This window comes from Rhizorhabdus sp. P4_G5 (assembly GCF_056401065.1).
The window spans coordinates 89,994-102,018 of the sequence record NZ_JBFUKB010000011.1 but is presented as its reverse complement, the minus strand read 5'-3'; the positions used below and the strand labels follow the sequence as shown (position 1 = coordinate 102,018).

The 12,025-nt window shown below is 68.8% G+C and carries 13 protein-coding genes; 8 read left to right on the top strand and 5 right to left on the bottom strand.

Annotated features, from left to right (window positions below):
• Nucleotides 1–28: 28 nt before the first annotated feature.
• The 3 genes from AC1DQK_RS17240 to nhaA all read left to right on the top strand — a co-directional run bounded on the left by AC1DQK_RS17240 (nt 29) and on the right by nhaA (nt 3,767).
• On the top strand, nt 29–991 hold the full coding sequence (locus AC1DQK_RS17240) for an ABC transporter ATP-binding protein (protein ID WP_477872758.1): 963 nt from the start codon (nt 29–31) through the stop codon (nt 989–991).
• Complete coding sequence (gene nadB, locus AC1DQK_RS17235; protein ID WP_477872756.1) at nt 978–2,570, top strand: L-aspartate oxidase; 1,593 nt, start codon at nt 978–980, stop codon at nt 2,568–2,570. Before AC1DQK_RS17240 ends, nadB begins: the two co-directional genes overlap by 14 nt.
• Nucleotides 2,571–2,636: 66 nt before the next feature.
• The gene (gene nhaA / locus AC1DQK_RS17230) at nt 2,637–3,767 is read left to right on the top strand and encodes a Na+/H+ antiporter NhaA (RefSeq protein ID WP_477872754.1); all 1,131 of its coding nucleotides are present in this window, start codon (nt 2,637–2,639) and stop codon (nt 3,765–3,767) included.
• A 203-nt stretch (nt 3,768–3,970) separates the two neighbouring features.
• Here the strand turns inward: nhaA and AC1DQK_RS17225 are convergent, their stop codons facing one another.
• Complete coding sequence (locus tag AC1DQK_RS17225) at nt 3,971–4,492, bottom strand: YceD family protein (RefSeq protein ID WP_477872752.1); 522 nt, start codon at nt 4,490–4,492, stop codon at nt 3,971–3,973.
• Nucleotides 4,489–5,013 carry a ubiquinol-cytochrome C chaperone family protein gene (locus AC1DQK_RS17220; protein ID WP_477872750.1) on the bottom strand — a complete coding sequence of 175 codons (525 nt, stop codon included), beginning with the start codon at nt 5,011–5,013 and terminating at the stop codon, nt 4,489–4,491. The genes AC1DQK_RS17225 and AC1DQK_RS17220 overlap by 4 nt, the downstream gene beginning before the upstream one ends.
• A 152-nt stretch (nt 5,014–5,165) precedes the next feature.
• On the opposite strand from AC1DQK_RS17220, the gene AC1DQK_RS17215 reads away from it, so the two are divergent.
• On the top strand, nt 5,166–5,648 hold the full coding sequence (locus AC1DQK_RS17215; protein ID WP_477872748.1) for an outer membrane protein assembly factor BamE: 483 nt from the start codon (nt 5,166–5,168) through the stop codon (nt 5,646–5,648).
• Between the two features lie 149 nt (nt 5,649–5,797).
• Here AC1DQK_RS17215 and AC1DQK_RS17210 read toward each other — a convergent pair whose 3' ends face one another.
• Nucleotides 5,798–6,787: an NAD(P)H-dependent glycerol-3-phosphate dehydrogenase gene (locus AC1DQK_RS17210; protein WP_477872746.1), complete on the bottom strand. Its 990-nt coding sequence runs from the start codon at nt 6,785–6,787 to the stop codon at nt 5,798–5,800.
• Nucleotides 6,788–6,804: 17 nt separating this feature from the next.
• Entirely contained in the window at nt 6,805–7,839 is a 1,035-nt protein-coding gene (gene tsaD / locus AC1DQK_RS17205) for a tRNA (adenosine(37)-N6)-threonylcarbamoyltransferase complex transferase subunit TsaD (protein WP_477872744.1), read from the bottom strand.
• A gap of 83 nt (nt 7,840–7,922) precedes the next feature.
• Here tsaD and AC1DQK_RS17200 point away from each other — a divergent pair, with 83 nt between their 5' ends.
• The 4 genes from AC1DQK_RS17200 to AC1DQK_RS17185 are packed head-to-tail and all read left to right on the top strand — an operon-like array spanning nt 7,923 to nt 11,831.
• Nucleotides 7,923–9,317: an MATE family efflux transporter gene (locus AC1DQK_RS17200; RefSeq protein ID WP_477872742.1), complete on the top strand. Its 1,395-nt coding sequence runs from the start codon at nt 7,923–7,925 to the stop codon at nt 9,315–9,317.
• Nucleotides 9,318–9,363: 46 nt separating this feature from the next.
• On the top strand, nt 9,364–10,293 hold the full coding sequence (gene hemC / locus AC1DQK_RS17195; protein WP_477872740.1) for a hydroxymethylbilane synthase: 930 nt from the start codon (nt 9,364–9,366) through the stop codon (nt 10,291–10,293).
• Nucleotides 10,290–10,979 (top strand): uroporphyrinogen-III synthase, encoded by a 690-nt coding sequence (locus AC1DQK_RS17190; RefSeq protein ID WP_477872738.1) that lies wholly within the window; start codon nt 10,290–10,292, stop codon nt 10,977–10,979. Before hemC ends, AC1DQK_RS17190 begins: the two co-directional genes overlap by 4 nt.
• Nucleotides 10,980–11,012: 33 nt before the next feature.
• Nucleotides 11,013–11,831, top strand: a complete 819-nt coding sequence (locus tag AC1DQK_RS17185; RefSeq protein ID WP_477872736.1) for a hypothetical protein — start codon at nt 11,013–11,015, stop codon at nt 11,829–11,831.
• Between the two features lie 8 nt (nt 11,832–11,839).
• On the opposite strand, the gene AC1DQK_RS17180 is transcribed toward AC1DQK_RS17185, so the two are convergent.
• Entirely contained in the window at nt 11,840–12,019 is a 180-nt protein-coding gene (locus AC1DQK_RS17180) for a DUF1674 domain-containing protein (RefSeq protein WP_477872921.1), read from the bottom strand.
• Nucleotides 12,020–12,025: the final 6 nt, after the last annotated feature.

The following is a 12,025-nucleotide window of genomic DNA, read 5'->3' as shown; positions in this document are numbered from 1 at the left end:
GCGCGCCGCACCCGCTATGCCGCGCGCCATGAGCGACGCGGCGATCAGCATAAGGGGCCTTTCCAAGGTCTATAAGGGCGGCAAGCAGGCGCTGTTCGATGTCGACCTGGACATTCCGCGCGGGCAGATCTTCGGGTTGCTCGGACCCAATGGCGCGGGCAAGTCGACGACGATCAACATCCTCGCCGGGCTGGTCAACAAGACCGCCGGCCATGTCGACATATGGGGTTTCGACATCGACAGGGACCCGCGCAACGCCAAGGCGTCGATCGGGATCGTGCCGCAGGAGATCGTGTTCGATCCCTTCTTCACCCCGCGCGAGACGCTCGAAAACCAGGCCGGCTTCTATGGCGTGCCCAAGGCCAGGCGGCAGACCGACGCGCTGCTGCGCGCCGTCCATCTCCACGACAAGGCGGATGCCTATGCCCGGTCGCTGTCGGGCGGCATGAAGCGGCGGCTGCTCGTCGCCAAGGCCATGGTCCATTCGCCGCCGGTGCTGATCCTCGACGAGCCGACGGCGGGCGTCGACGTCGAATTGCGCCAGCAGCTGTGGGAATATGTGCGCGCGCTCAATGCCGACGGCGTGACCGTCGTGCTGACCACCCATTATCTCGAGGAAGCCGAGCAGCTGTGCGATCGCATCGCGATCATCAACCATGGCCGCGTCATCGCCAACCAGCCGACCCGCGAACTGGTCGGCATGGCGCAGGAGAAGGCGGTATCGGTGACGGTCGACCGCGATCTCGACAAGGCGCCCGATGCGGTGTGCTTCGACAAGGTCGAGTTGCAGGGCAGCCGAACACTCGTCATAACCTATTCCAAAGACAAGGTGAACGCCGGCGAGGTGCTGGCGGCGGTACAGCGGGAGGGGCTCGGCATCGTCGACGTTTCGACCCAGGAAGCCGATCTGGAGGATGTTTTCCTGAATCTCACGCGCCAGAACAACGCCGCCTCCGTTCAGAATCCTGGCGCGGGCGATGGCCGCCTATAATTTCGACATCGTAGTGATCGGCTCGGGTGCTGCGGGATTGACCGCGGCGCTCAACCTTGCCGATCGCTTCAAGGTCGGGGTGCTTGCGAAGGCGGGCATCTCCGACGGCTCGACCGCATGGGCCCAGGGTGGCATCGCCGCGGTGCTCGAGCCGGGCGATACGTTCGAATCGCACATCGAAGACACGATGATTGCCGGCGCGGGACTCAACAACCGCACCGCCGTCGAATTCGTCGTGGAAAATGCGCCGGTGGCGATCGAGAAGCTGGCAAAGCTGGGCGTGCCTTTCAATCCCGGCGGCGGACGCGACGACCGCTGGCACCTGACCCGCGAGGGCGGGCACAGCCACCGCCGCATCGTCCATGTCGACGACGCCACGGGCCAAGCCGTCCAGCTCGCGCTCGAGAAGGCCGCCGAAGCGCACCCGAACATCACCCTCTTCCCCGATCGGGCGGCGATCGACCTGATCACCAGCCGGCATGGCGAGCGCTATTCCGGGGATGGCCATATCTGGGGCGTCTACGCGGTCGACCGGTCGACCGGCACGATCGAGACCTTCACCGGCCGCGCCACCATCCTTGCCACTGGGGGCGCCAGCCGGGCCTATCTGTTCTCGACATCGCCGCGCGGCGCCACCGGCGACGGCATCGCGATGGCGTGGCGCGCGGGCTGCCGTGTCTCCAACATGGAGTTCATGCAGTTCCACCCGACCTGCCTGTACAATCTCGAGGTCAAGAATTTCCTGATCACCGAGGCGATGCGCGGCGAGGGCGGGCAACTGAAGCTGCCCACCACCGGCCGCCGGTTCATGTCGCGGTTCGACAAGCGCGCAGAACTGGCGCCGCGCGACATCGTCGCCCGGGCGATCGACCATGAGATCAAGCGGCTGGGCCTCGACTATGTCCATCTCGACATCAGCCACAAACCCGCCGACTTCGTCACCGGGCATTTTCCGACGATCCACGCCAAGCTGCTGAAGCTCGGCATCGACATCACCACCCAGCCGATCCCGATCGTGCCGGCCGCCCATTATACCTGCGGCGGCGTCCTCATCGACCTCAAGGGCCGCACCGACCTGCCCGGCCTGTACGCGGCCGGCGAGGTGACCCAGTCCGGCCTTCACGGCGCGAACCGGCTGGCGTCCAATTCACTGCTCGAATGCTTCGTGTTCGGCGACGCCGCCGCCGAGCATATCAAGCGCCATTTCGACGAGATGCCGACACCGCCGCCAATCCGTCCCTGGGACGAGAGCCGCGTCACCGACTCCGACGAGGAAGTCATCGTCCAGCACAACTGGCGCGAGATACGGCGGTTCATGTGGGACTATGTCGGCATCGTCCGCACGACCAAGCGCCTGGAACGGGCGGCGCACAGGGTGGCGCTGCTCCGCCAGGAAGTTGCCGACTATTACGGCAATTTCCGCGTCACGCCGGACCTGATCGAACTTCGCAACCTCGTCGATGTCGCCGACCTGATCGTGCGTTCCGCGCTGCACCGCAGGGAAAGCCGCGGACTGCATTATACGCTGGATTATCCCGAACTGCTCGATGAGGCGAAGGACACGGTGCTGGTGCCCTGAATGGGCCCGCGGACGGGCACATCTCCTCGCTTCGACTTTCCGCGTTCGCACGTCTAGCGTGCCGCGATGAATTCGATGATCCGCCGATTCCTGGGAACCGAGGCCGCCGGCGGGGTCGTCCTGATCTTCGCCGCTGCCGCTGCCATGCTGGTGGCGAACAGCCCGCTCGCCGCCGGATATGTCGACCTGCTCCAGGCGTCCATCGGGCCGCTCAGCCTGCTCCACTGGATCAACGATGCGCTGATGGCGCTATTCTTCCTGCTGGTCGGCCTGGAGATCAAGCGCGAGTTCGTCTGCGGTCATCTGGCGCGCTGGTCGGATCGCACCCTGCCCTTCATCGCCGCCGCAGCGGGCATGGCAATGCCGGCGCTGCTCTACACGCTGTGGACCGGCGGGACGGTGGGGCTGTCGCGCGGCTGGGCGATCCCGACCGCGACCGACATCGCCTTCGCCATCGGCGTGCTCGCGCTGCTCGGGTCGCGCGCGCCGACCTCGCTCAAGCTGTTCCTGACCACCGTCGCCATCGTCGACGACATGGGCGCGGTCGCGATCATCGCGCTCGCCTACACCCCGGCGATCAGCGGTCCCGCGCTGCTGGCTGCGGCGCTGCTCCTCGCCGCGATGTTCGCGCTCGGGCGGCTCGGCGTCGCGGTGCTCTGGCCCTATCTGCTGCTCGCGGCTGCGCTCTGGCTGGCCGTGCTGCTGTCGGGGGTGCATGCGACCATCGCCGGCGTGCTGGCCGCGCTGGCGATACCGCTGGGCGAGGATGATCGCTCCCCGCTCGAGCGGCTCGAAGCGGCGCTCCATCCGTGGGTGGCATTCGGGATCGTGCCGCTGTTCGGCTTTGCAAATGCAGGCGTGTCGCTGGGCGGCATCGGCTTGAAAGATCTGCTCGCGCCACTACCGATGGGGATCGCAGTGGGGCTGTTCGTCGGCAAGCAGGTCGGCATCTTCGGCAGCATCCGCCTCGCGGCAGCGCTGGGACTGGCCGCGCCGCCCGAGGGTGCGAGTTGGGTGCAAATTTACGGCGTCGCGCTGCTCTGCGGCATCGGCTTCACGATGAGCCTGTTCATCGGCGGGCTCGCCTTCGACGGTCCAATGCTGGGCGACGAGGTCAGGATCGGCGTGCTGGGTGGTTCGCTGCTGTCCGCAGTCTGCGGCTATGCCGTGCTGTGGTGGGTCGGACGAAGGGCGTAGAGTTGATTTCGATTCGATCGATTCATTCTCCGCTCCTCCTCGTCCACCCGTCGCCGTCATCCTGAACTTGTTTCAGGATCCACTTTCCTGCGCGGGAGCGTTCCCGAGGGGCAGAGTGGATGCTGAAACAAGTTCAGCATGACGGAGGGGCGTAAATCGCCACTCAGTGGCGCGAGGCTGAGTAAAGGCGGAACAAGCCCCAGCTAGCCCAGCTTGTCCTTCAGCGCCTGCAGCGCCGCGAACGGGCCGGCCACCACCTCGTCCTCCGACAGCACCCCCGCTTCCCTGAGCACCGCATCGGCATCGGCCGCGCGGGGAAACGGATCGAGGCTCAGCGCCAGCGTCTCGGCGACCGCCTCGCCCAGGTCGATCGCGCCGCCTTCATAATCGATCGTGTCGACATCCTCCGCATCGAGTTCGATCTCCTCGCCCGCCGCCTGTCCCGCAGGCACGAAGCGCAGGCTGAACGGCTCGTCGATCGCCGCCGGGACCGCCGCGCCGGTGGCGACGCACGCCTGCTCCACCGACGCGCGGATGCGCCCCTCCACGAAGATGCTGTCCGCCTCGCGGCGCAGCGCCGCATCCGCCGACAGTGCCTCGAGCGAGATCAGCTCGAAGCGCCGCGCCAGTGCCGCCCGCTCGGCGGGATCCGCTTCCACCGTCAGCGTCCGTCCGCCTTCGCCGAGCGTGTCGATCCGCACCGGCCGTGAGAATTCGGGCGTCATCGGGGCAGGCCATTCGCGAGAAGATCATCCCAGCGCAGCGTCTCCAGCCGCGCGGCGATCGCCTGCATCCGCGCGGCGACCAGCGCCGGCTTCGCGTCCGCGGCGGACTCGCCGCGCCACAGGTTGCGGACCAGCGCCTCCTCGAGCGCGGTCCGGTCGCCGATCGCTGCCCGATAAGCCGAGAGCCGCCCGCCCATCGCCGCCATCATCTTGCCGATATGCTTGCCGACGATCACATCGCCGATGCCAAGTTGGCGCAGCTGTCCGTCCATGTCGTCGATGAACACTTCAGTGAGCCGCGCGCTCGCACCGCGGCCTGCATCGCCCTCGGCCTCGATCCGGACCAGCACCAGCGACAATATCGCCGACACCATGTCGAAGCGGCCGTCCAGCGTGTCGGGCACGCCCATCTCGGCATACCAGGCGGGCTGGCGCGCCTCGGCGACGACCGAGTTGTAGAGCGGGATCAACGCCTCGCGCGGGTCAGGCCCGAACCCGAACAATGTCTTCAGGAAATTCACGTCTTGTTCCTCAGCCCGTTCAGCGGGCATCAAGCCCCGCCCTCTATCTTGCGCGAGCCCATCTTGCCACTGGGTAGCTCCCGCGCATATTGAGGCGGATCGGGCGCGCCGCAAGGGTCGGCGCTGCCATTGCGTGTTTCAAGGAGATGTTGATGCCCCGGACCCTGTCGCGAACGGCCGCTCTGCTCGGCGCGCTCGCCATATTGGGCCTGACCGCAGGGTGCGCCCGCACCCGCGATCATAAGGGCTATGTGGTCGATTCCACGCTGATCGGCACCGTCCAGCCCGGCATCGACAATCGCGAATCGGTGGGCCGCACCCTGGGTCGCCCGACGTTCGCGGGGCAGTTCGACAAGGACAAGACCTGGTATTATGTCGCCCGCGACACCAAGCAGATCGGTTTCCGTACACCCAAGCCAGTCGGCCAGACGGTGCTCGCGATTCATTTCGACGAGCGCGGCAACGTCGCCTCCGTCGAGCGCACCGGTCTCGAAAAGGTGGCCAGCGTCTCGCTCTACGGCGACAAGACCCCGACTCTGGGCAGCAAGCGCGGCTTCTTTCGCGAGCTGTTCGGCAATATCGGCCGGGTCGGGTCGGTCGGCGAGGCAGGCGGCACGGCGGATAATCCTAACTAAGGATTTTTCGATATAGCCCTCAGGCGCCGGGCGGCCGACGTCCGTCGGCCTTGGCTATCCTCGCTATCGCTCGGACGCGCTGCACGCGCTTGTCTCTTCGAACCACGTTAGCGTGGCGCACATTCCGCCTGCACCCGGGCGGACCTCACCTACTTTCCCTCTTGCTTCAACGGCCGCGCCAGCAGCGCCTTCACGACATCATCGACCTTGGCGCCCCCGGTTAGCAGCGCGCAGACCGCATCGACGATCGGCATGTCGACCCCGGCCGCACGCGCGGCCTCGGCGAGGACCGGCGCGGTCGAGGCGCCTTCCGCCACCGTGCGGCGGTCGCTGAGCAGCTCCGCAGCCGGGATGCCCTGGCCCAGGCCCTTGCCCAGCGAAAAATTGCGCGAGCTGACCGACGAGCAGGTAAGCACGAGGTCGCCCAATCCCGACAGCCCGGCCAGTGTTTCGGCCTTGGCGCCGCGGGCCAGGCCGAAGCGCGTCATCTCGGCAAAGCCGCGACTGATCAGCGCGGCGCGGGCGTTCTGCCCAAGCCCTGCGCCGTCGACCACGCCACAGGCGATCGCGAGCACATTCTTGACCGCACCGCCGATCTCGGCGCCAACCACGTCATCCGACAGATAAGGACGGAATCCGGGCCGCCGCAGCCGTTCCGCAAGCGCCAGCCCCACCGCCTCGTCGGCACAGGCCAGCGTTATCGCGGTCGGATGCCCTGCCGCCACCTCATGCGCGAAGGTCGGCCCCGACAGCACGGCGATCGGCGCGCCGGGCACGACCGCTTCGGCGACCTCGGACATCAGCATCCGCGTGCCGGCCTCGATACCTTTGGCGCACAGCACCAGCGGGCGCGCGCCGGCGGGCAGGGCGGCGAGCAGGTGGCGCACGAACTGCGCCGGGACGACGACGACCAGCGCATCGCAATGGGCCATAGCCGCGAGATCGTCGGTCGCCTTGACCCGCTTGCTGAGCGGCAGCACCGGCAGGAAGATCGGATTGCAGTGCGTCTCGTTGATCGCGTCGACCACCTCGGGCTCGCGCGCCCATAGCAGCACATCCGACCCGTCGCTCGCGACGACTTGGGCCATTGCGGTGCCCCAGGCGCCGCCGCCGATCACACCCAGCCTCTGCAGCTTCATCGTCTCTCCAGATATCATCAGGCTTTCACTCCGGCGCCGCGCGCCTTCTCGGCTCCGGGATCGAGCGGCCAGCGGGCACGGGCCGGGACCTCCATATCGTCGATCAGTCCGGCCGCGAAGCGTTCCGCCCCGGCCCAGGCGATCATCGCGCCATTGTCTGTGCAAAGCCACAGCGGCGGCGCGGCGAATGCGAGGCCCGATCGCTCGGCGAGCGCCGCGAGCGCACCACGCACCGCCTGATTGGCGGCGACACCGCCAGCCAGCACCAGCGCCGTCGCGCCGTCGGCAGCGCCGATCGCGCGCGTGGTGCGATCAATCAGGCAGTCGACCACCGCCTGCTGGAAGGACGCGGCGACATCCTCTGGCCTGTGGATGCCGGCATCGCGTGCCCGCAACACCGCACTCTTCAGGCCCGCGAAGGAGAAATGGGGTTCGGCGCTGCCGAGCAGCGGGCGCGGCAGCGGCACGGCCTTCGCGTCCCCGAGCCGGGCCGCCGCTTCGACCGCAGGGCCGCCCGGAAAGCCCAGGCCCAGCAGCTTCGCGGTCTTGTCGAAGGCCTCCCCGGCGGCATCGTCGATGGTCGTGGCGAGCCGGCGATAATCGCCGACGCCGTTGACCAGCAGCAGCTGGCAATGCCCGCCCGAAACCAGCAGCAGCAGATAGGGAAAGGCAAGATCGCGATCGGCGAGGCGCGGCGACAGCGCATGGCCTTCGAGATGGTTGACCGCGATCAGCGGCTTGCCCGCGGCATGGGCGAGCGCCTTGCCGGTCATCAGCCCGACCATGACCCCGCCGATCAGCCCCGGCCCCGCCGTGGCGGCGATCGCATCGACCTGGTCGAGCCTCAGCCCGGCATCGGCCAGCACCGCCTCGACCAGCGGCACCGCCATCTCGACATGCGCGCGCGCCGCCAGTTCGGGCACGACGCCGCCGAACGGCCGGTGTGCCTCTTCCTGTCCGGCGAGGCGATGCGCGAGCACGCGGCCGTCGCTCGTCACCAGCGCGGCAGCGGTCTCGTCGCAGCTCGATTCGATACCCAGGATGATGGCCATCCAGCGCCTGTAGGCGAGCGGGACCGGAATGTTAACTGCCGGCAGGGTTCCCGCGCTGCGCCGGCAAGGCTAAGGAGCGCGGCATGTCCGCAATCGTGACTTCCGAGACGCCCTGGCGTGCCGAGGCGCGCGCGCTCCTGTCGCTGAGCGTGCCGCTGATCATCGGCAATCTCGGCTGGTCGGCCATTGCCGCCACCGATCTGCTGCTGCTCGGCCATCTCGGAGCCGACGCGGTGGCGGCCGGCGCGCTCGGCCTCAATCTCTATACGGCCTTCCTCATCTTCGGGATCGGGCTCACCACCGCCGCCTCGCCGCTGATCGCCAGCGAACGCGGGCGGCGGCTCCATTCGGTGCGCGACATCCGCCGCAGCGTGCGCCAGACCATCTGGGCCGGCGCGCTGATCTGCCTGCCGAGCTGGGCGTTGCTCTGGCACAGCGAGGAAATACTCGTCCTGCTCGGCCAGGATCCCGCGCTAGCCGCAGGCGCCGCCCAGCTGATGCGCAGCCTGCAATGGGCGCTGCTGCCCTATCTGCTGTTCCTGGTCCTGCGCAATTATGTCGCGGCGCTCGAACGACCGATCTGGGGCGTGATCGTCACGCTGGCAACCGTGCCATTCAATGCACTGGCAGGCTGGGTCCTGATCTTCGGCCATTTCGGGCTGCCCGCGATGGGCCTGCGCGGCGCCGGCCTCGCCAGCTTCCTGTCGGCGGTGTTCATGGCGCTGGGCATGATTGCCGTGGTCGGTCTCGATCGCCGTTTCCGCCGCTATCAGCTGTTCGGCCGCTTCTGGGTTCCCGACTGGAACCGGTTCCGCACGGTGTGGCGGGTCGGCCTGCCGATCGCGGTGACACTCGCGCTCGAAGTCACGGTGTTCAACGCCGCGGTGTTCCTGATGGGACTGATCGGCCGGGCGTCGCTCGCCGCACATGCCATCGCGATCCAGATCGCTGCCCTGTGCTTCATGGTGCCGATGGGGATCGGCCAGGCGGCAACGGTGCGCGTCGGCTATGCCCATGGCCGGCGCGACGGCGCGGCGGCGGGCCGCGCCGGCTGGCTGGCACTGATCCTCGGCACGGCCTTCGCCCTGCTCTCGGCGGCGCTGCTGATCGGCGCGCCGCGGCTGTTGATAAGCGGCTTCATCGATGTCCATGCGCCCGCCAATGCCGAGGTCACCCGGCTCGCGGTCTCTTTCCTGGCGGTGGCCGCGCTGTTCCAGCTGGTCGACTGCGCGCAGGCGGTCGGCTCGGGAATCCTGCGCGGGCTGCAGGACACGCGCGTGCCGATGATCTTCGCCGCCGTCGGCTATTGGGTGATCGGCATCGGCGTCGGCACGCTGCTCGCCTTCCCGCTCGGCATGGGCGGCGTGGGGATCTGGCTCGGCCTTGCCTCCGGGCTGGGCGTGGTGGCGGTGCTGCTGGTCTGGCGCTGGATGCGGCGCGAGCGGCTGGGGCTGCTTCGACCCGCTGAAAGCAAATGACAGGGAAGAGCTTTTGCTCGACCGGCCTCTTCTCTAAGGACAGCGAATGACGACCCCTGCCCCTTCCCGCCCCTTGCGCCTCGGCACCCGCGGATCGCCGCTGGCGCTGACCCAGGCCCGCATGGTGATCGCGGCGCTGCGATCGGCGCATGGCTGGGGCGAGGAGGCGATCGAGATCGTCACCATCAAGACCAGCGGCGACCGGATCCAGGACCGCCCGCTGGCCGAGGTCGGCGGCAAGGCCTTGTGGACCAAGGAGCTGGACCGCGCCCTGACCGACGGAGACATCGATTTCGCGGTCCACTCGATGAAGGATGTCGAGACGATCCGGCCGGCCGAGATCGTCATCGCCGCGATGCTGCCCCGCGCCGATGTCCGCGACAGGCTGATCGGTGCGGACTCGCTCGGGGCGCTGCCCGGCGGCGCGCGGGTCGGGACATCGTCGCCGAGGCGCTCGGCGCAGGTACGGCGCGCGCGGCCCGATGCCGAGATCGTGCTGTTCCGCGGCAATGTCGACACGCGGCTGGCCAAGCTGGCGGCCGGCGAGGCCGAAGCGACGCTGCTGGCAGGCGCCGGACTCGACCGGCTGGGGCGCAGCGAGATCGGCCATCCGATCTCGACCGACGAGATGCTCCCGGCGCCCGCCCAGGGCGCGGTCGGAATCGAGACGCTGGCCCGCAGCAGCGAGATCCGGGCGCTGCTCGGCTGTATCGACGACGAGACGACCGACGCCTGCGTCACCGCGGAACGCGCGCTGCTCGCCGCGCTCGGCGCGGACTGCCGCTCCCCGGTTGCCGCGCTCGCGGTTCGTTCGGGCGCGGGCCTGCACTTGCGGGCGGAGATCCTGACCGAGGACGGCAGCGAATGTCGCTCGGGCGAAGCGCTGCTGCTGCGCACCGCCGATGCGGCGACGCTGGCCCACCGCTTGCTCGACGCAGCCTCGCCGCGCCTGCGCGCGCTGTTCACCGGCGCATGAGCCGCCGCCCGCTCCTCGTGCTGCGCCCCGAGCCCGCGGCCAGCCTGACCGCCAAGAGCGCCTTCGACGAAGGCTGGCGGCCGATCATATCGCCGATCTTCCAGATCGAACCGATCGCCTGGGCAACGCCCGGTCCGCAGGACTATGACGCGCTGTTCGTCACCAGCGCCAATGCCGTGCGCCAGGCCGGCAAGGGCCTCAAGCACTTCACCGCGATGCCCGCCTATGCCGTCGGTGCCGCGACCGCGCGCGCTCTGAAGGCGGCGGGCTTCACCGATATCCGCACCGGCCGCGGCGATGCGGCGATGATGCTCGATGCGGCGGCGGAGAATGGCGTTGCGCGCGCATTGCACCTCGCCGGCGAGGATTATCGCGACGTCGGGCATGACGCGATCACGATCGATCGGCGCATCGTCTATCGCAGCGCCGCGATCGGCCGCCTGGGTGAGAAGGCGCTGACCGCGCTTCGGGAAGGCGAGGCGGTGGCGCTGCTCCATTCGGGCCGCGCCGCCGAGCATTTCGCCAAGCTGTGCGACGACGCCAGAATCTCGCGCGGGTCGATCGCCGTTGCGGCGCTGGCCCCCGCCGTGCTGGCCGCGGCCGGCCCCGGCTGGCGCGCAGCGATCGCGGCGGCGAAGCCCGACGACGCGGCGCTGCTGGCGGCGGCGGCGCGGCTGTGCCAATAAGACGGCCAGAGAGCGAAAAGAGACGAGCCGAGCATGCCCGATCCCGTCGACCCCTATAGCCAGCGACGCCGGTCGTGGACGCCGATCCTGGCGTCGATGGTGGTGGCGCTGCTGCTCGGCATGGCGGCCATGGCCTGGTTGTTCCATCGCTTCGACAGCGTCGCCGAGATCGTCAAGCCGGCGCCCCCGGTCATCGCCACGCCCGCGCCGCCACCCCGCCCTGCGCTCGTCAACATCGCGCCCGCGCCGCCGACCGAGGTGGTCGAGACGATCGTCGACCGCCGGATCGACACGATCGAGGACAAGATCGATGATATCGGCCAGCGCGCCGCCGTCGCTACGAGCGAAGCCCATCGCGCCGAGGGCCTGCTCGTTGCCTTCGCCGCGCGCCGCGCCATCGACCGCGGTGCGCCGCTCGGCTATCTGGAAGGCGTGTTGCGCGACCGCTTCGGCAGCATCGAACCGCAGGCCGTCGCGGTGGTGATCAGCGCCTCGCGCCAGCCAGTCACGGTCGACCAGCTGCGCGATCAGCTCGATGCGCTCGAGCCGCAGCTATCGATGGCTTCGGCGAATGAAGGCTGGTGGGAAGGCTTCCGCCGCGAACTGGCGGACGTCATCGTGATCCGCAGCGCCTCGGCGCCATCGGTCGCCCCGGTGGACCGGCTCGCCCGCGCCCGCGATGATCTCGCCGCAGGGCATGTCGACGCCGCGCTGGCCGAGATCGCGCGCCTGCCCGGCCGCAAGGCCGCCACGGCCTGGATCGCCAGCGCGCGCCGCTACGTCCAGGCGCGCGTCGCACTGGATCGGATCGAAACGGCGGCGCTGCTGCAGCCGGCGAACAATCCCGATTAGATCACGGGTCAGAAATCGACCGCCACGCCCTTGAGCTCCCAGTCGCCATAGCGGGTGGGATCCGGTCCGTTGCGACCGCCCGACTCCGGTTCGGGCCGGATCTCCTCGGGAGCAGGAACCGGCGTGTTCGGCGAAAGGTGCGCCGGGGGTTTGACATGGGGTGGGCGTTTTCCGGACATGGCGATCATCCTTGG

Coding starts and splice junctions, on each gene's coding strand:
- AC1DQK_RS17240 (WP_477872758.1), top strand. CDS start 29: ATGAGCGACGCGGCGATCAGCATAAGGGGCCTTTCCAAGGTCTATAAG.
- nadB (WP_477872756.1), top strand. CDS start 978: ATGGCCGCCTATAATTTCGACATCGTAGTGATCGGCTCGGGTGCTGCG.
- nhaA (WP_477872754.1), top strand. CDS start 2,637: ATGAATTCGATGATCCGCCGATTCCTGGGAACCGAGGCCGCCGGCGGG.
- AC1DQK_RS17225 (WP_477872752.1), bottom strand. CDS start 4,492: ATGACGCCCGAATTCTCACGGCCGGTGCGGATCGACACGCTCGGCGAA.
- AC1DQK_RS17215 (WP_477872748.1), top strand. CDS start 5,166: ATGCCCCGGACCCTGTCGCGAACGGCCGCTCTGCTCGGCGCGCTCGCC.
- AC1DQK_RS17210 (WP_477872746.1), bottom strand. CDS start 6,787: ATGAAGCTGCAGAGGCTGGGTGTGATCGGCGGCGGCGCCTGGGGCACC.
- tsaD (WP_477872744.1), bottom strand. CDS start 7,839: ATGGCCATCATCCTGGGTATCGAATCGAGCTGCGACGAGACCGCTGCC.
- AC1DQK_RS17200 (WP_477872742.1), top strand. CDS start 7,923: ATGTCCGCAATCGTGACTTCCGAGACGCCCTGGCGTGCCGAGGCGCGC.
- hemC (WP_477872740.1), top strand. CDS start 9,364: ATGACGACCCCTGCCCCTTCCCGCCCCTTGCGCCTCGGCACCCGCGGA.
- AC1DQK_RS17190 (WP_477872738.1), top strand. CDS start 10,290: ATGAGCCGCCGCCCGCTCCTCGTGCTGCGCCCCGAGCCCGCGGCCAGC.
- AC1DQK_RS17185 (WP_477872736.1), top strand. CDS start 11,013: ATGCCCGATCCCGTCGACCCCTATAGCCAGCGACGCCGGTCGTGGACG.
- AC1DQK_RS17180 (WP_477872921.1), bottom strand. CDS start 12,019: ATGATCGCCATGTCCGGAAAACGCCCACCCCATGTCAAACCCCCGGCG.